The sequence below is a fragment of the Salinisphaera sp. genome (assembly GCF_002729955.1).
In the GTDB taxonomy this organism is placed as follows: domain Bacteria; phylum Pseudomonadota; class Gammaproteobacteria; order Nevskiales; family Salinisphaeraceae; genus Salinisphaera.
In genome coordinates this window covers 21,452-40,611 of record NZ_PBYA01000026.1, presented here as the reverse complement: position 1 = coordinate 40,611, position 19,160 = coordinate 21,452, and the positions used below count along the sequence as shown (strand labels likewise).

The 19,160-nt window shown below is 64.5% G+C and carries 19 protein-coding genes; 13 read left to right on the top strand and 6 right to left on the bottom strand.

The window, feature by feature from the left end:
* The first annotated feature begins 42 nt into the window (after positions 1–42).
* Positions 43–1,233: a heparan-alpha-glucosaminide N-acetyltransferase domain-containing protein gene (locus tag CMN27_RS06315; RefSeq protein WP_293624916.1), complete on the top strand. Its 1,191-nt coding sequence runs from the start codon at positions 43–45 to the stop codon at positions 1,231–1,233.
* 54 nt (positions 1,234–1,287) lie between these two features.
* Here the strand turns inward: CMN27_RS06315 and CMN27_RS06310 are convergent, their stop codons facing one another.
* Entirely contained in the window at positions 1,288–2,982 is a 1,695-nt protein-coding gene (locus CMN27_RS06310; RefSeq protein WP_293624915.1) for a 2-isopropylmalate synthase, read from the bottom strand.
* Positions 2,983–3,148: 166 nt separating this feature from the next.
* On the opposite strand from CMN27_RS06310, the gene CMN27_RS06305 reads away from it, so the two are divergent.
* From CMN27_RS06305 to CMN27_RS06295, 3 genes are all read left to right on the top strand, one after another.
* A complete protein-coding gene (locus CMN27_RS06305) occupies positions 3,149–3,634 on the top strand; it encodes an Lrp/AsnC family transcriptional regulator (RefSeq protein WP_293624914.1) in 486 nt (161 codons plus the stop codon).
* Positions 3,635–3,753: 119 nt separating this feature from the next.
* Positions 3,754–3,894 (top strand): entericidin A/B family lipoprotein, encoded by a 141-nt coding sequence (locus CMN27_RS06300; RefSeq protein WP_293624913.1) that lies wholly within the window; start codon positions 3,754–3,756, stop codon positions 3,892–3,894.
* A gap of 132 nt (positions 3,895–4,026) precedes the next feature.
* A complete protein-coding gene (locus tag CMN27_RS06295; RefSeq protein WP_293624912.1) occupies positions 4,027–4,320 on the top strand; it encodes a hypothetical protein in 294 nt (97 codons plus the stop codon).
* Between the two features lie 13 nt (positions 4,321–4,333).
* Here CMN27_RS06295 and CMN27_RS06290 read toward each other — a convergent pair whose 3' ends face one another.
* Entirely contained in the window at positions 4,334–5,602 is a 1,269-nt protein-coding gene (locus CMN27_RS06290; RefSeq protein WP_293624911.1) for a GGDEF domain-containing protein, read from the bottom strand.
* Positions 5,603–5,725: 123 nt separating this feature from the next.
* On the opposite strand from CMN27_RS06290, the gene CMN27_RS06285 reads away from it, so the two are divergent.
* Together CMN27_RS06285 and CMN27_RS06280 are read left to right on the top strand one after the other, a co-directional pair.
* Positions 5,726–6,478, top strand: a complete 753-nt coding sequence (locus tag CMN27_RS06285; RefSeq protein ID WP_293624910.1) for an SDR family oxidoreductase — start codon at positions 5,726–5,728, stop codon at positions 6,476–6,478.
* Positions 6,479–6,673: 195 nt separating this feature from the next.
* Complete coding sequence (locus CMN27_RS06280; RefSeq protein WP_293624909.1) at positions 6,674–7,777, top strand: PA0069 family radical SAM protein; 1,104 nt, start codon at positions 6,674–6,676, stop codon at positions 7,775–7,777.
* Positions 7,778–7,798: 21 nt separating this feature from the next.
* On the opposite strand, the gene CMN27_RS06275 is transcribed toward CMN27_RS06280, so the two are convergent.
* Both CMN27_RS06275 and CMN27_RS06270 read right to left on the bottom strand, forming a co-directional pair.
* Positions 7,799–8,749, bottom strand: a complete 951-nt coding sequence (locus CMN27_RS06275; protein ID WP_293624908.1) for an alpha/beta hydrolase — start codon at positions 8,747–8,749, stop codon at positions 7,799–7,801.
* A gap of 350 nt (positions 8,750–9,099) precedes the next feature.
* The gene (locus CMN27_RS06270; RefSeq protein ID WP_293624907.1) at positions 9,100–9,288 is read right to left on the bottom strand and encodes a hypothetical protein; all 189 of its coding nucleotides are present in this window, start codon (positions 9,286–9,288) and stop codon (positions 9,100–9,102) included.
* Between CMN27_RS06270 and CMN27_RS06265 the strand changes: the two genes are divergently transcribed.
* Together CMN27_RS06265 and CMN27_RS06260 are read left to right on the top strand one after the other, a co-directional pair.
* The gene (locus CMN27_RS06265; RefSeq protein ID WP_293624906.1) at positions 9,287–9,673 is read left to right on the top strand and encodes a DnaJ family domain-containing protein; all 387 of its coding nucleotides are present in this window, start codon (positions 9,287–9,289) and stop codon (positions 9,671–9,673) included. The two genes, CMN27_RS06270 and CMN27_RS06265, sit on opposite strands and share 2 nt — an antisense overlap.
* Positions 9,670–10,185 carry a GNAT family N-acetyltransferase gene (locus CMN27_RS06260; protein ID WP_293624905.1) on the top strand — a complete coding sequence of 172 codons (516 nt, stop codon included), beginning with the start codon at positions 9,670–9,672 and terminating at the stop codon, positions 10,183–10,185. Before CMN27_RS06265 ends, CMN27_RS06260 begins: the two co-directional genes overlap by 4 nt.
* Before the next feature lie 49 nt (positions 10,186–10,234).
* Here CMN27_RS06260 and CMN27_RS06255 read toward each other — a convergent pair whose 3' ends face one another.
* Both CMN27_RS06255 and CMN27_RS06250 read right to left on the bottom strand, forming a co-directional pair.
* A complete protein-coding gene (locus tag CMN27_RS06255; protein ID WP_293624904.1) occupies positions 10,235–11,500 on the bottom strand; it encodes an SH3 domain-containing protein in 1,266 nt (421 codons plus the stop codon).
* 311 nt (positions 11,501–11,811) lie between these two features.
* Positions 11,812–13,713, bottom strand: coding sequence for an AMP-binding protein (locus CMN27_RS06250; protein ID WP_293624903.1), 1,902 nt, complete (start codon positions 13,711–13,713; stop codon positions 11,812–11,814).
* Between the two features lie 166 nt (positions 13,714–13,879).
* Between CMN27_RS06250 and CMN27_RS06245 the strand changes: the two genes are divergently transcribed.
* The 5 genes from CMN27_RS06245 to CMN27_RS06225 are packed head-to-tail and all read left to right on the top strand — an operon-like array spanning position 13,880 to position 19,157.
* Positions 13,880–16,057 (top strand): ABC transporter substrate-binding protein, encoded by a 2,178-nt coding sequence (locus CMN27_RS06245; RefSeq protein WP_293624902.1) that lies wholly within the window; start codon positions 13,880–13,882, stop codon positions 16,055–16,057.
* A complete protein-coding gene (locus CMN27_RS06240) occupies positions 16,057–17,031 on the top strand; it encodes an ABC transporter permease (RefSeq protein WP_293624901.1) in 975 nt (324 codons plus the stop codon). Before CMN27_RS06245 ends, CMN27_RS06240 begins: the two co-directional genes overlap by 1 nt.
* A gap of 57 nt (positions 17,032–17,088) precedes the next feature.
* A complete protein-coding gene (locus CMN27_RS06235; RefSeq protein WP_293624900.1) occupies positions 17,089–17,367 on the top strand; it encodes a type II toxin-antitoxin system RelE/ParE family toxin in 279 nt (92 codons plus the stop codon).
* On the top strand, positions 17,367–17,660 hold the full coding sequence (locus CMN27_RS06230; RefSeq protein ID WP_293624899.1) for a HigA family addiction module antitoxin: 294 nt from the start codon (positions 17,367–17,369) through the stop codon (positions 17,658–17,660). The genes CMN27_RS06235 and CMN27_RS06230 overlap by 1 nt, the downstream gene beginning before the upstream one ends.
* Positions 17,661–17,693: 33 nt before the next feature.
* The gene (locus CMN27_RS06225) at positions 17,694–19,157 is read left to right on the top strand and encodes an ABC transporter permease (RefSeq protein WP_366515412.1); all 1,464 of its coding nucleotides are present in this window, start codon (positions 17,694–17,696) and stop codon (positions 19,155–19,157) included.
* Positions 19,158–19,160 lie beyond the last annotated feature (3 nt).

The window sequence follows — 19,160 nt, the reverse complement described above, 5'->3', positions numbered from 1 at the left end:
TCGCGATGATATAACATCGCGCTTTTTCGACGAGAAGCGCTCATGAATCAGACGGTTGGCGCCGCCCACGCCACAGGGTTCGACACCCCGGCCCGAGCCACGACAGGGGCACGGATCCAGTCCATCGACGCCCTGCGCGGGCTCGTGATGCTGCTGATGCTGGTCGACCACGCCCGCGAGTTCTTCTTTTTGCATGCGCAGGTGTCGGACCCGATGAACGTCGACGAGGTCACGCCAGCGCTTTATTTCTCGCGCCTGGCGGCGCATCTGTGTGCGCCGGTGTTCGTGGCATTGACCGGCCTTTCGGCCTGGCTATACGGCGCCCAGCGCAGCCGCGCAGCGGTGAGCGCGTTTTTGTTCAAGCGCGGGCTGTTTCTGGTGGTGCTGGAACTCACGCTGGTCAGCTTTGCGTGGACGTTCGCCCTGCCGCCGGAAAAACTCTATCTGCAGGTGATCTGGGCGATCGGCCTGAGCATGATCGCGCTGGCCGCGCTCGTGCACCTGCCTCGCGGCGTGCTCGCCGCCGTGGGCGCCGTCATCGTACTGGGCCATAACCTGCTCGACCCGATCGCCTTCGCCCCCGACGAGTTCGGCTATGTGTTCTGGACGATCCTGCACGATCGCGGCCTGATCGATCTGCCGCTGGGCATCGCGGCCCAGACCTCCTACCCGCTGCTGCCCTGGATCGGCGTGATCGCGCTGGGCTATAGCGTGGGGCCGTGGTTCGCCAGGGACCGCGACCCGATCACCCGGGCGCGCCTGCTCTGGGCCACAGGTCTCGGACTACTGGCGGCGTTCGTCGTGCTACGCCTTCTTAACGGCTACGGCGAACCCGTACCCTGGCAGGCCGGCGATACCGGGCTGCGCACGGCGATGTCGTTCTTCAACCTGACCAAATACCCGCCCTCGGCAGACTTCGTGCTGTTCACCCTGGGCATCGGCACGCTGTTACTGGCCGCGCTGGAGCGCGTGCCCGCCGGCACGGCCCGCATGCTGGCCGTCTTTGGCGGCGCACCGCTGTTTTTCTACCTGCTGCATCTCTACGTGCTGCACCTGCTCAACCTGGGTGCGCTGGCGTACTTCGGGTCCAATCAGGGCAGTCTGTTCAGCGTGGCGAACATGGGCCATGTGTGGCTGATCGCCCTGCTGCTGGCGCCGCCGCTGGGCCTGGCCTGTGCCTGGTTCGGCCGGCTCAAACGGCGTTCGCCGCAGCCGTGGATGCGCTACCTCTAGGCACAAAAAAGCCGCCACAGGCAATCGGCCCGTGGCGGCTTTTTTAAATGCGGCCTAGCTGGCCAGGGCCGTAAGCCCGCCACGCTGGCCGGTTTCGTCTTCTTCCCGCGAGAGGTTGAGCGCGGCAATGATCGCCTTGAGCGCGGCACTCACGGTATCGCTGTCTTCGGCGACCGCGGGGATACGCAGCGTGTCCTTGCGCAGCTGTACGAAGGCAATGGCATCGGCATCGCTGCCGGCCGAGAGCGCATGCTCGGAATAGTCCGCCACCGCGATCTCTTCGCCGGTATGGCCATGCCAGGCATCGATGAAAGCCGACAGCGGGCCGTTGCCGTGGCCCTGCAGCTCGATACGCTGACGCCCGTCGGAAAGGGTGACGTCGAGCGTCTGGCCGTCCTCACCACGGCGCAGGCCGTAGTCGACCAGCGTCAGGGGCTCCTGACGAGAGAAATTCTCGAACAGCAGTTCGCGAATCCGGCCGCTGGACAGCTCGCCGGAGACGCGTTCGCTTTCGGCCTGCACATGCGGGGCGAGCGAGAGCATCATCCAGCGCGGCAGGCTGATGCCGAAATCACGCTCCAGCAGGAAGGCCATGCCGCCCTTGCCGGACTGGCTGTTCACCCGGATCACGGCCTGATAGTCGCGGCCGATATCGCGCGGGTCGATAGGCAGATAAGCCACCTGCCAGTGTTCGTCCTCGCCCTGTTTGCGCAACGATTTGCGGATGGCGTCCTGATGGCTGCCGGAGAAGGCGGTATAGACCAGCTCGCCCACCCAGGGGTGGCGCGGATGCAGGGGAATGCCCGTGCATTCGTGCACCACGCGGATGATCTCGTCCGGATCGCTCAGGTCCAGCTCGGGGTCGATGCCCTGGCCATAGAGATTCATGGCCAGAATCACGATATCCATATTGCCGGTGCGCTCGCCGTTGCCCAGCAGCGTGCCTTCCACGCGTTCCGCGCCGGCCAGCATGGCCAGTTCTGCCGCGGCCACCGCGCCGCCGCGATCGTTATGCGTATGCACCGACACGATCACGCTGTCGCGATTCTTGATGTGCTGGCAGAAGTACTCGATCTGGTCGGCATGATGATGCGGGCCGGCCAGTTCGACGGTATTCGGCAGGTTGAAGATGATCTTGTCGTCGGGCGTGGGCTGCCAGACGTCCATGACCGCTTCGCAGATCCGTACCGAGAACTCGACCTCGGTGGAGGAAAAGCTTTCCGGCGAATATTCCAGCCGCCAGTGCACGCCGGGCCGCTTCTGCGCGTTTTCCTTGACCCGCTGGGTGCCCTTGACGGCGATATCGATAATGCCGTCCTCGTCCATCTCGAACACGCGCTCGCGCTGCACCGTGGAGGTGGAGTTGTAGAGATGGATGATGGCCTTGTCCACGCCTTCCAGCGATTCGAAGGTGCGGTCGATCAGGTGATCGCGCGACTGCGTGAGCGCTGCGATGGTCACGTCGTCGGGGATCTGATCCTCGTCGATCAACCAGCGCACGAAGTCGTAGTCCGGCTGACTGGCCGAGGGAAAGCCGACCATGATTTCCTTGATGCCGACATCCACCAGCAGCTTCCACAGCCGTTGCTTCTGTTCGACCGTCATCGGCTCGAGCAGGGCCTGGTTGCCGTCGCGCAGGTCTTCGCTCACCCAGATGGGCGCTTTTTCCAGATCGCGATCCGGCCAGGTGCGGTTGAAGGCCGGCACCCGGGGGGCTGCGCGATATTTGCGGTGATCGAAACGGCTCATGATCGTCCTCGGCTGGTCGAGTTGGCTTTGCGGCATCCATGCGATGTCGCCTAGCCATAGTTTAACGCGCCCGCTCGGGCACAGGATTGCCAATAACGCCCGTTTCTCGCTCGTTACGCAATTTTCTGCTAATAATTACGAGAGAAGCATTATTGGATTGCGTTAAATGAAAACTGTTAGCGAGCACGTCGAACTGGACCGGTTCGATCGCCAGATCGTGGAACTGCTGCAGGCCGATGGCCGGATCAGCAATCAGGCCCTGGCCGAGGCGGTGAACCTGTCGCCCTCGCCCTGCCTGCGTCGGGTGCGTGCGCTCGAGGAGGCCGGCGTGATAACCGGCTATCACGCCCGGGTGAACGACCGCGCCCTGGGCTACGGCCTGTCTGCGCTGTTGCTCATTTCCATGGACAAGCACACGCCGGAACGCTTCGAGCATTTCGAGGCGCAGGTCGCGGCCCTGCCCCAGGTCCAGGAATGCCTGCTCATCACCGGCCAGGAGGCCGATTACCAGCTGCGTATCGCGGTGGCCGATATGGACGATTACCAGCGCCTGCTGCTGGAACACATCACCCGTATCGAAGGCGTATCCGGCGTGCATTCGAGCTTTGTACTGCGGCGCGTGTTGCACGACCGGGTGCTGCCGCCGCGCTAACCGGCGCCGCGCTGCCGGCAAACACGAAAACCCTGGTTTCCCGACCCGCCCATGGCCTATATTCAGGGGTGTCGAACCGAGGTTCGTACCGCCTATTTCGCACCCAAGGAACGCTATCCATGAATCGCTCCAAAATCGCGGCCGTACTGGCCCTGACCGTGTTTTCCCTGGCCCTGATCAGTGGTTGCAGCAACACCATGCGAGGCGCCGGGCAGGACATCGAAAAAGCCGGCCAGGAAGTTCAGAAAGCCTCGGACTGATCCGCAGGCGGTTGGCCGCAGGGGCCAGCCCCGCACGTCGGGCCCCTGCGGCCAACCGATGCGCCGGCCGCCGCGGCGTTACCGGTACACTGGGCGGATTGATCTCATTTCCTGCCACCGGCCTGCATACGCATGGATAGCGACAATCTGTTCCACTGGATCGGCGAAAAGCTCGGCGCCGTCATCCGTTTCATCGTCGACGCCCTGGGTTGGCTGTTCGACAACCTTTACGGCGCGATCGACAGCTTCGTGCAGGGGCTGACCGGCGCCCTGGGCATCAACGCCTCCATTTTCAGCCTGCTGATCCTAGTGATCGGCCTGGCCATGCTCGCCTCCTCGGTGCGTGCGGCCATTCGCCGGCGCGTGGTGGCGGCCGTGGTCTGGGCCGTGCTCGGCGTGGTGGTACTGACCTGGCTTATCTATTGACGCGTACGCCGCCTTACGCCTGAGGCGGCTGAAAAGGCCGGGAGTTGTCGTCGTAGCAGGTATGACACATCCGGTTTCGGCCTGCGCTCTTGGCGGTATAGAGCATGCGATCGGCCTCACGCAGCACCAGCTCCAGCGGGGTATGGGCATGGGCCGCGCTGACATGGCACAGCCCGACGCTGGCGGTGATGTGATCGGCAGTCGGCGAGCGATGATGCTCGATACGTTCTTTTTCGATCGCTGCGCATAGCGCGTTCGCCATCGCCCGCGCGCTTTCGGCGTCGCAACCCATCCACAACAGCACGAATTCCTCGCCGCCGTAGCGCCCACACACATCCATGGGGCGGCGCGCATGGTCGGCCAGTACGTCCGCGACCCGCTGCAGTGCCCGGTCGCCGCGCTGGTGGCCATAGTGGTTGTTGTACGCGCCGAAGGCATCCACATCGAGTATGACCAGGGCGTAATCGATCTGCTCGCGGCGTGCATGGGCCTGCCCATCTTCCAGCACGTCCTCGAGCGCATGCCGATTGAGCAAACCGGTCAACCGATCCAGCCGTGATACATAGTGCAGCAGGGTGGCATTCAACCACGTCCAGCGGATGGTGTGTTCCGACGCATACCCGGCGACCAGGGCTGCCAGAAACAGCAGTCCGGTCGCGAACAGATCGTAGTGGCTCGCGGACATGAGCGCGACCGCCGTGAGCTCGACCCAGGCCGTAACCAGACCAACGCCCAGCAGCACGGGCACCTGCGCCCAGAACGGTATGCGCGAAAGACACAGCATGGCGATCGCGCTCACCCCGACCAGTTCCAGCGGCAGCTCGAAACCCAGCTTCGAATCGACCACGCGCTGGGCGAGCAAACCGGCCGATACGGTCACGAACAACAGCAAAACCCCGACATCCATGGCCCGGGTCGCCGGTTGGCGCAGACAAAGAAAGATACAGACCAAACCCATGGGCACCATGGCGCCGAACTGGATCAGCCGGGTCGGCAACCAGAGGTCGGGCGGCAGGTTCAGCCAGGCGACATCGATGAACGCGGAGGTGAGCACGCCCAGTAGGGCGAACGCCACCAGACTTGCCCGGCTGAACTGCCCGGAGACACGCAGATACGCTCGAAACGCCGGCTCGAGCTCCGGCATGAAGCGCAGGCTGCGAAAGCCGCGATCAATCTGACGCTGAAGCAGCCGGGTGGGCGGCGTATCGTTACGCTCGATGGCGCCGGCCGACAAATCCGACCCGGCATTCAGTTTGTAATAGTCTTTCGCGAGCGATGTCATGCTAACCCTGCGTGCGTTTACGCGTTGTGGCCTCGCACAGTCGCGCGCTGGCGCCGTACCCATGCATCGAGTCCGCCGGCTAGCGTAGTACTAACGGCTGTCCTTTCGAAAACTGGAATATCCATGGCGAAGATCTGTCTCGTTCAGGGCGCCGGGCGCGGGCTTGGCCTTGCCTTCGTTCGCCGGCTTCTGGCCGACGACGACGTCGCCCGGGTAATCGCGACCGCGCGCGCTCCGGATAGCCATCCCGCCCTGGCGGAACTGGCCCAGCAGCACGGCGAGCGCCTGCAGACCTGCGCGCTCGACCTGGCCGACGATACAAGCATCGCCGCGGCTCGCGAACAGGTGGGCACGCTCACGAGCCGGCTCGATCTGCTGCTCACCTGCGGCGGCATCCTGCATGAAGGCGAGCGGATGTGGCCCGAAAAGAAGCTGGCCGATATCAACCCGGACAATCTGGCCCGCGCGTTCACGGTAAACGCCGCGGGCCCGATTCTGATGATCAAGCATTTTCATGACCTGCTCATCCACGGCGAGCGCGCCATCATCGCCAGCCTGTCGGCCCGGGTGGGCTCGATTTCCGACAACGGCTACGGCGGCTGGTATGCCTATCGCGCCAGCAAGGCCGCCCAGAACCAGTTCACCCGCACCGCCGCGATCGAACTGCGCCGGCGCTCCAGGCAGCTGATCTGCGTCGGTCTGCATCCGGGCACGGTCGATACCAGCCTGTCGGAACCCTTTCAGCGCAACGTACCGGAAAAGCAGCTGCAAACGGCAGAAACGGCGGCGACGCATTTACTCGACGTCATCGGCCAACTCACCCCCGAAGACAGCGGCCTGTTGTTCGACTGGGCCGGCAATGTGATCGCACCCTAGCGATACCCGTCGTTTTGTCTTTCATCAATCAAACCGGTCCGCGAACGCGCGGCGCGCGAACAGCAAACAATCCGACCTCGTGAGATCTGTCTTTCGTCTTATTTGCGCGTCTTCGCGTTCATTGGCGGGCTACCGACTTGCTTAGCCAACGGCGTGTCATACATGACCAAACGCCCCTTGCCGACAAAACTGTTCATGCATACAGTGTTCAGCATGCCGCATCGCCCGATTCATCACAAAGGCCGGGGCGCCTTGACCAACCCGGTTTCGCGCTTTGCCAGCGCCCGCGCGGAGGACTTCGACGACGGCTGGGCCACGCTCGACTTCGAAGATATCGAGCGCCCGCCCTCTCGTCTTCATCGCGATCCCGCGCGGCGGGTGATCAGCCGCAACAGCTCGCCGGACGTGCCGTTTGATGCCTCCATCAACCCCTACAAGGGCTGCAGCCATGGCTGTATCTATTGCTTTGCGCGGCCAACCCACGAATATCTCGACCATTCCGCCGGCCTCGAATTCGAAACCGAGATCTACTACAAGGCCGATGCCGCACAACGCTTCGAAGCCGAACTGCGCGAGCCAAATTATCGCTGTGAGCCGATCACCCTGGGCGCCAATACCGACCCCTACCAGCCGGACGAAAAACAGCTGGGCGTCACCCGCGCGCTGCTGAAGGTGGCGCTGCGCTACAACCAGCCGCTATCGATCATCACCAAGGGCAGCCTGATCGATCGCGATCTGGACCTGCTCACGGCCCTGGCCGAGCGCAATCTGGTGAGCGTGATGATGAGCCTGACCAGCCTCGACCCCGCCATCAAGCGCAGCCTCGAACCGCGTGCGGCCGGGCCAAAGCAGCGCCTGCGCTCGATACGGGCGCTCGCCGAGGCGGGCGTGCCCGTGGGCATGCTGGTCGCGCCGGTGATTCCGGCCATCACCGACCACGAACTCGAAGCGCTGATCGAGCATGGCGCAGCGGCCGGCGCCCAGACCGCCGGCTATGTGCTGCTTCGCCTGCCCCACGGCGTGGCCGATCTGTTTCGCGAATGGCTGGAAACCCACTACCCGCAACGCGCGTCGCACGTAATGAGCCTGGTCCAGCAGATGCACGGCGGGCGCGACTACGATTCGAACTGGGGTACGCGCATGCGCGGCACCGGCGTCCACGCCCAGCTACTGGCCAAGCGATTCGAACTGGCCTGCCGACGGGCCGGCATCGGCGCCCGCCGGCGTATCCCACTCGACAGCAGCCGCTTCGCATGCCCGCCCGCCACCGGCGATCAGGCCGTCTTCGATTTCGGCTGATGCGCTCGGCGTCACACCCGGCTAGGCCGGGCGTTGGTCGTGATCACCGTGTACCAGCTCGGCAATCCAGTCCACGAACACCGGCAGCAGCCGCGGCGGCAGGTCGTGGCCCATGCCTTCGACCTCCTCGTAGCGCACGTTGGGCAGATGCCGGGCGGTATCGCGGCCGTGCTTGACCGGCAGCAACGGATCGGCCTTGCCATGAATGACCAGCGCCGGCTGGGTAATCTCGCCCAGCATTTCCACCCGCGACGGCGCGGCCATCACCGCCAGCATCTGGCGCCCGCTGCCGGCCGGGCGATAGCTGCGCTTGACGTTGCGCCGGATCTCGCTGGCCCAGTCTTCCAGGCTACGCCCGTAGTCGGGGCTGCCGATCATGCGCATGGTTCTGGCCATATGCCGGGCGACGGTATCCGGGTCGTTGTTGCGCGGCGCCTTGCCCAGCCGCATGAGTACCTTCAGACGCCCGCGTGGCAGCCGCCGGGCCCCGGATGTGGACATGATCGACGTCAGGGTGAGCACGCGTTCGGGATGGCGGGCGGTAACCAGCTGCGCGATCATGCCGCCCATCGAGGCACCCACCAAATGCGCCTGCTCGATACCGAGCACGTCCATGAGCGCCACCGTATCGGCGGCCATGTCGTCGAGCGTATAGGCGGTACGAATACGCCGGCCGAACAACGACTTGATGAACGCGGCGCGCGCGCCGTCGTAGCGCGGGCCCCGGCTGCCGAGCTGACTCGAAAGGCCGATATCCCGGTTGTCGAAACGAATCACGCGCAGGCCCGTATCCGCCAGCGCGCGGCAGAAGGCATCCGGCCAGCCGGTCAGCTGGGTACCCAGGCCCATGATGAGCAACAACGCGGGGTGCTCGTCGCGGCCGAACTGCTCGTAGGCCAGCTCCAGCCCATTGGCCTCGACGCGATCGCTGAAGTCGGCGCCGTCGAGCGCCGGGGCGAGAAATTCCGTCATCAAAATATCCTTGCCGTCATGTCGCTCGCCAGCGGCACGACCACCGCAGCGAAAACCCGCATTTTACGAAACTGGCGGCGGCCGGCCAGTACAGGCCGCCCACCATCGGCAACTGTGCCAGACGATCGCGACGCCGTAATCCACCGAGCGAGGCCTTCGTTGCTCAAGAGCAACCACAGATTTCACCGATTACGCAGATGAGAAAGAGCGCGGCGCGTGCGCCCGACAGCGAACGATCGCCATGTCCTGTCTTCGATCTGCGTGATCTGCGTCGATCTGCGGACCTGTGCTTACCGCGAGTGCCACCCAAGCCAAGGCGCCAATGCGGTCGATCGCCCACCACGGTCGAATCAACAAATCGGCGTAATCAGCGTAATCTGTGGATAGTCGGCTTTCAGCAGCCGTTTTTGCGTATTCGCGTTTACTGGCGTGAATTCGTGATCCGTTTTCCGGCTTTGAAGACAGATCGCTTGCAAGACGGGGCATCGGTCATCGAGCCTCGTTGCTGAGCCGTTCACGAAAGACAGAAGAATCGCCATGAGCCTGCTCGACCGCCTCGCCGATGCGCATATCGAAGCCGCCGCCGAACGTGGCGAGTTCGACAATCTCGAAGGCGCCGGCAAGCCGCTGCCTCGCGACGACGCGCGCGATGTACCGCCTGAGCTACGGGCCGGCTATCGCCTGCTCAAGAACGCCGGCTACGTGCCGCCGGAAATCGAGGCCTGGCGCGAAATTCGGGATATCGAGGATCTGCTGCGCAGCGCGCGCAGCGATGACGACCCGGCACAACGCTTGCGACGACGCCTGCGCTGGCTGGAAACACGGCTACGCGAAACCCGGCGCGGCCGGGCGCTGCTGGCCGACCCGCATTACGCCAACGCGGTACGCGACCGACTGACCCAAGACAGCGACCCCAAACCATGACCCACTGCCTTTTGAAACCGGCCACCGGCGCCGCCGACCACCAGCACCTGGGCGAGCTCGCGCACCGTATCTGGCACCAGCATTACCCCGGCATCATCAGCCGCGAGCAGATCGACTACATGCTTGCCTCCCAGTACACCGTCCACGCGCTCGCCGACCAGCAGGCCCAGGGCACGCGTTTCGTGCTCGCCTGGGTCGGCGACACGCCGGCGGGCTTTGCTGCCGTCTCTCCCGACGAACAGGCCGGCGATATCGCCTGGCTCGACAAACTCTACCTCCTTGCCGAAAACCGCGGTCAGGGCATCGGCGGGCAGCTCATCGGCTGGGCTAGAGAGACCGCAGGCACACTCGATGCCCGCGCGCTGTGCCTGCGCGTGAACCGCGATAACGCGGCCTCGGTTGCCATGTACCGGCATGCCGGCTTCGAAATCGAGCGCGAGGACGTCAAGTCGATCGGCAACGGCTTCGTGATGGACGACTACGTGATGCGCCTGCCGCTGGACGGCAGATAGCACGCTCACAGGCGCGAACGCCCTTCATCAAACGCGTGGCCGGCCGTGCTCAGCCGCCGCCGGTGCCCACGTCGGCCGGGGTTTCACGCGCTGCGCTGCTTTGGGCCCGGGCTTGTGCTTCGGCTTCGGCCCGAGCCTGAGCTTCGGCCTGGGCCTGGGCGGCTTCCCGCGCGTTGGCCGCATCGTCGGAGGCGAGCACGAAGGCGCCGACCCAGCCGGCCGCATCGCCGTCGGCGCGTTCGACACGCCGCCAGCCCGGGCGCTGTTCCAATACTTTGACGGAGGTGCCATAGGCCAGACGATCGCGTACCGAGGCGTCGGTGCTGGGTTCGTCGCGCAGCTCGGCCGAACCGCTGGCGACCGTATACCAGGGCCCCTCGGGCGCCGCCGACTGGCGGGCGTTCGCACGCTGTTCGCCTTCGGCAGCCGGCGTGTCGTCCTGGCCGGTTGCAGACGGGCCGCCGCCGGCGTTCGTCGGCGCCCGGGCCGAGGCCGTATCGGCGGCGGCCTGTGCATCGGCAGGCGCTTCCGGCTCGGCCTCGGCGACGTTGGCCGACGCTTCGCTTCGGGTTCGGTCGATGGTGATCAATCGATCCGCGATCCAGCCGATGCTGTCGTAATCCACGAACCAGACCCGCGACCAGCCCGCACGCTGGTCCAGAAGTACGCCGGTATCTTCCCGGCTGACCTGATCGATGATCTGGGATTGCATCGACGGCCCGGCGCGCAGGTTGACCAGACCGGCCATTACCCGGGCCTGGGGCAGGCGCATGGCCAGCCCATTGAGGTTGTTGCGCGCTTCCGGATTGCTTTGCGCGGCCCGGCTGAACCAGCGCACGGCCCGCGCGCGATCGCGCGGCATGCCCTGGCCTTCGAGATACATCAGGGCAAGGTTGTTCTGTGCGGGCGCGAAATCCTTGCGGGCCGCCTTCTCATACCACTCACGCGCGGCACCGATATCGCGCTGCACGCCGTCGCCGGATTGCAGCATGCGCGCCAGGTTGTACTGGGCCTGCACGTTGCCCTGCTCGGCAGCGGCCTCAAACCAGCGCCGTGCCGTTTCACGATCGAGCGGGCGCCCGAGGCCGTTGCCATAGAGCAGAGCCAGATTGAACTGCGCCCGCGCATCGCCGCCTTCGGCCAGCGGCGCCCACAGGTCGTGCGCCGTATCGTAGTCGCCCCGCTGATAGGCGGTGATGGCATCCGAGAAATCGTCGCCGAAGGCCGGCGCGCTCGCCGCGAGCCCGAGCATGATCGCGGTTCGTATCGCGGCCCGTATCAACCGGCCGTGCCATGCGCTGCGTGTGTATTTCATAGATTGCGTATCGTTATCTGCCATTGTCGGCCACGGCATCCCCGGCGCGAAGTTGCCCCCAGCCACCGCGAACCGGCACCCCGGGCCCGAGCGGGCATGCCCTGGTACCGTCATCGGCCACAACCCCGACTTCTGCAACAGGCCGGGGCGCAGCCAGCCTATTGCAGCATCACCTGATGACGGCAGGAACACGGCAGTCGATGCTTTCGAACGCCGCAAGGCATCTGCCCGCATGCGCTACGGTAGCGCATGCGCCCGGGCGCGGCATCTCAGCCCCCGGCGCCCCGCAGCCTGGGCAGGGTTTGTCGCGGTCAGCCCGCGCCGCGCCTGGCGTAGCCGATATGGCCCAGCTGGGTTTCGATTTCGGTGAGAATCGCCGGGTCGTCGATGGTGGCCGGGGCCGTCCAGTCCTTGCCGTCGGCGATTTCGCGCAGGGTCGCGCGTACCACCTTGCCGGATCGTGTCTTGGGCAGGCGCTCGACGATCGCCACGTGCCGAAACGCTGCGACCGGGCCAATCTGTTCGCGCACGATCGCCACCAGTTCGGCGACGATCTCCTCGGCTGCACGCGTGGCACTAGATTTGAGCACGACCATGGCAACCGGCAGCTGGCCCTTGTCGGCATCGGCTGCGCCTACCACGGCGGCTTCGGCCACATCGGCATGGGCCGCGATGACTTCCTCGATCATGCCCGTGGACAGGCGATGCCCGGCGACGTTGATGATGTCGTCCACCCGGCTCATTACCCACAGATTGCCGTGGCTGTCGAAATAGCCCGCATCGCCCGAGCGGTAATAGCCTTCGAACGTCTCCAGATACGACGATTTGTAGCGTTCGTCGTTCTGCCACAGCGTGGGGAAACAGCCCGGCGGCAGCGGCAGCTTTACGCAGATATCGCCCATTTCGCCGTTGGGCATCTCTTCACCGTCGGCGCCGAGCACGCGAATATCGTAGCCGGGCACCGGCCGCCCGGCGGAGCCGGACGGCACGTCGAGCTGTTCGAGACCCAGCGGGTTCGCACTCATCGGCCAGGCGGTTTCCGTCTGCCACCAGTGGTCTACGACGGGCACGTCGAGCTTCTCTCCGGCCCAGGCCGCGGTATCCGGATCGGTATGTTCGCCGGCCAGAAACAGCGCGCGCAGGCTGGATACGTCGTACTGTGCGGCCAGCTCGCCGTTGGGGTCGACCTTCTTGATCGCCCGGAAAGCCGTGGGCGCGGTGAAGAACACGTCCACCCCGTGTTCGGCAATCACCCGAAAGAACGCGCCGGCGTCGGGGGTGCCCACCGGCTTGCCTTCGTACATCACCGACGTGCAGCCCAGCAGCAGCGGCGCATAGACGATATAGGAATGGCCGACCACCCAGCCGACATCGGAGGCGGTCCAGAACACGTCGTCCTGGCTCAGCCCGTAGACCGCACGCATGGAATAGTGCATGGCCACGGCATGGCCGCCGTTATCGCGCACCACGCCCTTGGGCTTACCCGTGGTGCCGGAGGTATAGAGGATGTACAGCGGATCGGTGGCGGCCACCGGCACGCAGTCCGCCGGCTCGGCCACGGCGAGCGCGTCGACCCAGTCGATATCGCGCTCCGGCGTGAGTGCGCAGCGCCGGGTTTCCCGCTGGAAGATCACGCAGCGTTCGACGACATGCTCGGCCAGCTCCAGGCCGCGGTCCAGCAACGGCTTGTATTCGACCACGCGCGTGGGTTCGATACCGCAGGAGGCCGAGAGCACGAGCTTGGGCTTGGCGTCGTCGATACGCTTGGCCAGTTCCGCGCCGGCAAAGCCGCCGAACACCACCGAATGCACCGCACCGATGCGCGCACAGGCGAGCATGGCGATGACCGCTTCGGGGATCATCGGCATATAGATGATCACCCGATCGCCCTTGACCACGCCCTGGCCGCGCAGCACGCCGGCGAACTTGGCCACCGCATCGCGCAGCTGCTCGTAGCTGTAGCGCTGCTGCGACTGGGTGACCGGGCTGTCGTGGATGAGGGCAATGACGTCGCCGCGTCCGGCTTCGACGTGGCGATCCAGGCAGTTGTCGGCGGTATTGAGTTCGCCGTCGGCATACCAGCGATAGAACGGCGCGCGGCTGGCGTCGAGGATCTGCTGCGGCGCGCGCGTCCAGCGAATCGCCTGCGCGGCTTCGCGCCAGAAGCCTTCGGGGTCACGCTGGGCCTGTTCGAACTCGGCCTGATAGGTCATGCCACACTCCTCGATCGCAAGTCGTTTCGTTATTCGATCCAATGTGCCAGCGCGGTTGGCGCCGCCTCCATACGACGAAGGTGGGGCGCGTGCCGACGAAACGACTTGGGACGTGTTTCGCGATCGTCTACATTGGCGGGATGCGCTCTTCGCGAACCCTGATCGAATGTCCCGCCTGAACGGCCTGCGGCTGCTTGTCGCTGTACTCGTCGTGCTCGCTACCGGCGCCTGCAACGGCCCCTGGAACAACCCCTATCCGGATGCCGATCGCGACAGCGATATCTACTACAGCTCGTTTCGCGAGCCGCCGCGTCATCTCGACCCGGCCCGCTCCTATGCCACCGACGAGGCCAGCTTTACCGGCGCCATCTACGAACCGCCCTTGCAGTATCACTATCTCAAGCGGCCCTATACGCTGATTCCGGCCACCGCGACAGCGGTGCCCGAGCCGCAATATCTCGACGCCGACGACAACCCGCTGCCCGCGGATACGCCGGCCGCCGAAGTGGCCACCAGCGTCTATACCCTCGATATCCGCCCCGGCATTCGCTACCAGCCGCATCCGGCGTTCGCGAAAAAGGCCGACGGCAGCCCCCGCTACGCCGATCTGAGCGCGGCCGACATGGTGGGCATCACCCGTCCGGCGGATTTCGAACACCAGGGCACGCGCGAGCTGCGTGCCGGCGATTACGTCCACGAAATCAAGCGTCTGGCCAGGCCGGAAGTGAATTCACCCATCTTCGGGCTGATGAGCGCGCATATCGTGGGGCTGGCCGAACTGCGCGAACGCCTGGAGGCGGCGCGTGCCGAGCTGGCGCCGGGCGAGTCGCTGGATCTGACCGCCTTCGATTTCGACGGCGCCCGGGTGATCGACGACCATCGCTACGAAATCCGCGTGCATGGCGTCTATCCGCAGCTGCGTTACTGGCTGGCGCTGGCCTTCTTTGCGCCCGTACCGCCCGAGGTGACCCGCTTCTACGACCAGCCCGGACTGAAGTCGCGCAACATCAGTCTGGATACGTTTCCGGTCGGCACCGGCGCCTACATGCTCACCGAGAACAACCCCAACCAGCGTATGGTTCTGGAAGCCAATCCGAACTTTCATGGCCAGCGCTACCCCAGCGAAGGCGAAGACGGCGACCGTGCAGCCGGGCTGCTGGCGGATGCCGGCAAGCAACTGCCCTTCATCAAGCGCGCCGTGTATTCGCGCGAGCAGGAATCCATCCCCTACTGGAACAAGTTCCTGCAGGGCTATTACGACGTCTCCGGCATCAGCGACGATGCCTTCGGCCAGGCCATCAATATCGACGCTGAAGGCAATCCGAACCTCACCGCCACCATGGCCGACCGGGGCATGTCGCTGGCCACGACGGTGCTACCCGGCATCTTTTATCTCGGCTTCAATCTGAACGACGACGTGGTCGGCGGGCTGGATGAATCCGGGCGCAAGCTGCGCCAGGCGATCTCCATCGCTATCGATATGGAAAGCTATATCCCGCTGTTTCTAAACGGCCGCGGCATCGTCGCCCAGGGCCCGATCCCGCCCGGGCTGTTCGGCTATCAGGACGGCAAGGCCGGCATGAACCCGGTGGTCTACGACTGGGTGGAGGGCGAGGCCGTACGCAAACCCCTCGATACCGCCCGGCGGCTGCTCGCCGAGGCGGGGTATCCCAATGGCATCGACCCGAAGACCGGCCAGTCGCTGCTGGTGAATATCGACACGCCCGCCACGGGGCCGGACTTCAAGACCCAGATGGACTGGATGCGCCAGCAGTTCGACAAGCTCGGCATCCAGCTGGTGGTCCGCGCAACCACCTGGCCGCGCTTTCAGAAGAAGATCGCCGAGGGCAACGTCCAGATCTATTTCGGCAGCGGCTGGATGGCCGACTATCCGGACCCGGAGAATTTCCTCTCGCAGCTCTACGGTCCCAACGGCACCGCCGAGCACGCCGGCTCGAACTATGCCAACTATTCAAACGACGAATACGACCGGCTGTTTCGCCAGATGCGGGTGATGGAGAACAGCCCCGAGCGCCAGGCGATCATCGAGCGCATGCTCACGATCCTGCGCCGCGACGCGCCCTGGCAATGGGGGTATTTCCCGCGGCAATACGCGCTCTACCACCAGTGGCTACACAACACCAAGCCCAACGGCATGATCCAGAGCTCGTTGAAATACCTGCGTCTGGACGGCGCGCTTCGTGCCGAAAAACGCCGCGAATGGAATCAGCCGGTGCTCTGGCCTGTTGCTGCCGGCGTCGCGCTGCTGGTCGTTCTGCTGCTACCCGCCGTGTGGATCTACCGGCGCCGTGAGCATAGCGCCCTGCGCCGGAGGCCACGCTGATGCTGGCCTATATCGTTCGCCGTGCGCTCTATGCCATCCCGGTGCTCATCGGGGTGAACCTGATCACCTTCCTGCTGTTCTTCGTGGTCAACACGCCCGACGATATCGCCCGCATGCAGCTGGGCTTCAAGCGGGTCACGCCCGAGGCCATCGAAAACTGGAAAGCCACCCACGGCTACGATCTGCCCTATCTCTACAACGAACAGGCCGATGGGCTCGATAGCTTTACCGAGACGCTGTTCTTTCAGAAATCGGTGAAGGTGCTCGCCTTCGATTTCGGCCGTTCGGACGCGGGGCGCTCGATCTCCTCGGACATTCTCGAACGCATGGGCCCGAGCCTGGCACTGGCCGTGCCCACGCTGATCGTCGGCATGCTGGTGAACATCACCTTCGGGCTTTTGCTGGTGTTCTTTCGCTCCACGGCCATCGACTGGGGCGGCGTAGTGCTGTGCGTGGTGCTGATGTCGATCTCGCCGTTGTTCTACATCATCGCGGGCCAGTATGTGGCCGGCAAGCTCATGAATCTGGTGCCCATTTCCGGCTTCGATGCCGGTTGGGACATGGCCAAGTTCCTGGTGCTGCCGGTGATCATCGGCGTGGTGTCGGGCATCGGCTCCGGTACGCGTTGGTATCGCACCATCTTCATGGAGGAATACGGCAAGGAGTATGTGCGTACCGCCCGCGCCAAGGGCCTGTCCGACCTGCGGATTCTGTTCGTGCACGTGCTCAAGAACGGCATGATCCCCATTCTCACCGGCGTGGTCGTACTGCTGCCGCTGCTGTTCATGGGCAGCCTGATCATGGAGTCGTTCTTCGGAATTCCGGGGCTGGGCAGCTATACCATCGAAGCCATCAACAATCAGGACTTCGCCATCGTGCGGGCCATGGTGTTCCTCGGCTCGGTGCTTTATATCGTCGGCCTGTTGCTCACCGATATCAGCTATACGCTGTTCGATCCGCGAATTCGGTTATGAGATCAAGACGGCAGCATATTAATTGTTGCGCGTTGCGCAACACGCTAAAATGATGCCGTGATCAAATCTTTTCGACATAAAGGATTGAAGCGATACTTCGAAACCGGGTCGAAGGCCGGCATACAGCCGGATCATGCCAAGCGCTTACGAATGCAACTCGCCGCGTTGGATACCGCGCAGACGATCGATGATATGGATATCCCTGGTTTCAAGCTGCATTCGCTTACGGGAAAGGGCACTGATCGATGGTCGGTATGGGTCAGCGGCAACTGGCGCCTCACTTTCGAATTTCGTGACGGACACGCCCACGTACTGAATTACGAGGATTATCACTGATGACCATGCACAACCCTCCGCACCCCGGCGAATTCATCCGTGATGTCTACATGCAGCCATTCGGCATCACGGGGCGTACGCTGGCGAGCAAACTCGGCGTGTCGCCGTCCACACTCAATCGCGTACTCAGGGGAACGAGCGGGATCAGCTCCGAGATGGCACTGCGGCTATCGAAAGCGCTGGGTCGTTCGCCCGAAAGCTGGATGGCATTACAGGATCAGTACGAGCTTTGGCAGGCGAGACGTAGGATCGACCTGGATACCGTCGAGAAAATCGAGTTCGATGCGGCCTGATCGCCTGACCGCTGCTATTTTTTACCGGCATAGCTGAAGACCTTGTACGTCCTGCTCTACACCGACGCGCTGATCTACCTGCTGCTGATTGCGATCGCGGTATTCGTGGTATGTGCGGCGCGCAGCAAGCCGTTGCGGGTGCCGTGGCTGCGGGTGTTTGCCCGGCCGGTTGGGATGGTCACGCTGGTGATATTGCTGGCCTACACGGCCATCGGCGTGCTCGACAGCATCCACTACCGGCCGACGGTGACCAACGAGGCCGGCGAAACCCGCGTTTCGGGCGAGGTCGTGAGCGTGCTCGATACGATCGCCGCGCCGTTGATCGAACACACCGAATACACCTATTCGGCGCCGTTCGCCCTGCATTCCTACGTGCAGCAGGTGGTGACTGCCGCCGATGGCAGCAAGGCCCAGGTCTATCCGCGTCTGGCTCATGCGGGCACATCGCTCAACGACAGCGGCCTGACCCGCGGTGAGGATATCGCCCGCCGTGCGGCCCGGGGCGCGGGCTGGGGTCTGGCGGTGTGGCTGGCGCTGTGCGTGCCGTTGATCGGACTGATTGCCGCCCATCAACGCCTCTCGCCGGCCACGGTGGCGCGCGACATCGCGACCGATAACACGCCGCTGGCCTGGCGGGCGGCATTGATCGCCATGGCGGTGCTTGCCGTAGTCGTGGGCGTGACCGCTTGCCTGGCGGGCGAATACCACGTACTGGGCACCGACAAGGTGGGCCAGGACGTGCTCTATCAGGCAATCAAGAGTACCCGCACGGGCCTGGCCATCGGCACGCTCACCACGCTGGTAATGCTGCCCTTCGCCCTGCTGCTGGGCACGCTCGCCGGCTACTTTCGTGGCTGGGTGGATGACGTCATCCAGTATCTCTACACGACGCTGTCATCGATCCCGGGCGTGCTGCTCATCGCCGCCGCGGTACTGATGATGCAGGTCTATATGGAGAACCATGCCGAGGCCTTCGGCTCGACCACGGCACGCGCCGACCTGCGGCTGCTGTTCCTGTGCCTGATTCTTGGCATCACCAGCTGGACGGGGCTGTGCCGGCTGCTGCGCGCCGAGGTACGCAAGCTCTCGGAACTGGATTACGTGAGCGCGGCACGCGGGCTGGGCACGTCGCCGATGCGCATTCTGGGCCGGCATATGCTGCCCAACGTGATGCATATCGTGCTCATTCAGGTGGTACTGGATTTCTCGGCCTTGGTGCTGGCCGAAGCCGTGCTTAGCTATATCGGCGTGGGTGTGGACCCGACCATGAACAGCTGGGGCAACATGATCAACGCCGCGCGCCTGGAAATGGCGCGCGACCCGATCGTCTGGTGGCGCCTGGGCGGGGCCTTCGTATTCATGCTTGTGCTGGTACTGGCCGCCAATCTGTTCGCGGACGTCGTACGCGATGCCTTCGACCCGCGCCTGCGCGGCGCCGAAGGCGGGCGTGCCGTCAAGCGCCGGGCACCGGCCGAGCCGGCCGGCGGCGCCCGCTAGCCG

What these genes read in the sequence shown, in the direction of transcription:
- CMN27_RS06315 (WP_293624916.1), top strand. Translation starts at nt 43, where the DNA reads ATGAATCAGACGGTTGGCGCCGCCCACGCCACAGGGTTCGACACCCCG.
- CMN27_RS06310 (WP_293624915.1), bottom strand. Translation starts at nt 2,982, where the DNA reads ATGAGCCGTTTCGATCACCGCAAATATCGCGCAGCCCCCCGGGTGCCG.
- CMN27_RS06305 (WP_293624914.1), top strand. Translation starts at nt 3,149, where the DNA reads ATGAAAACTGTTAGCGAGCACGTCGAACTGGACCGGTTCGATCGCCAG.
- CMN27_RS06300 (WP_293624913.1), top strand. Translation starts at nt 3,754, where the DNA reads ATGAATCGCTCCAAAATCGCGGCCGTACTGGCCCTGACCGTGTTTTCC.
- CMN27_RS06295 (WP_293624912.1), top strand. Translation starts at nt 4,027, where the DNA reads ATGGATAGCGACAATCTGTTCCACTGGATCGGCGAAAAGCTCGGCGCC.
- CMN27_RS06290 (WP_293624911.1), bottom strand. Translation starts at nt 5,602, where the DNA reads ATGACATCGCTCGCGAAAGACTATTACAAACTGAATGCCGGGTCGGAT.
- CMN27_RS06285 (WP_293624910.1), top strand. Translation starts at nt 5,726, where the DNA reads ATGGCGAAGATCTGTCTCGTTCAGGGCGCCGGGCGCGGGCTTGGCCTT.
- CMN27_RS06280 (WP_293624909.1), top strand. Translation starts at nt 6,674, where the DNA reads ATGCATACAGTGTTCAGCATGCCGCATCGCCCGATTCATCACAAAGGC.
- CMN27_RS06275 (WP_293624908.1), bottom strand. Translation starts at nt 8,749, where the DNA reads ATGACGGAATTTCTCGCCCCGGCGCTCGACGGCGCCGACTTCAGCGAT.
- CMN27_RS06265 (WP_293624906.1), top strand. Translation starts at nt 9,287, where the DNA reads ATGAGCCTGCTCGACCGCCTCGCCGATGCGCATATCGAAGCCGCCGCC.
- CMN27_RS06270 (WP_293624907.1), bottom strand. Translation starts at nt 9,288, where the DNA reads ATGGCGATTCTTCTGTCTTTCGTGAACGGCTCAGCAACGAGGCTCGAT.
- CMN27_RS06260 (WP_293624905.1), top strand. Translation starts at nt 9,670, where the DNA reads ATGACCCACTGCCTTTTGAAACCGGCCACCGGCGCCGCCGACCACCAG.
- CMN27_RS06255 (WP_293624904.1), bottom strand. Translation starts at nt 11,500, where the DNA reads ATGAAATACACACGCAGCGCATGGCACGGCCGGTTGATACGGGCCGCG.
- CMN27_RS06250 (WP_293624903.1), bottom strand. Translation starts at nt 13,713, where the DNA reads ATGACCTATCAGGCCGAGTTCGAACAGGCCCAGCGTGACCCCGAAGGC.
- CMN27_RS06245 (WP_293624902.1), top strand. Translation starts at nt 13,880, where the DNA reads ATGTCCCGCCTGAACGGCCTGCGGCTGCTTGTCGCTGTACTCGTCGTG.
- CMN27_RS06240 (WP_293624901.1), top strand. Translation starts at nt 16,057, where the DNA reads ATGCTGGCCTATATCGTTCGCCGTGCGCTCTATGCCATCCCGGTGCTC.
- CMN27_RS06230 (WP_293624899.1), top strand. Translation starts at nt 17,367, where the DNA reads ATGACCATGCACAACCCTCCGCACCCCGGCGAATTCATCCGTGATGTC.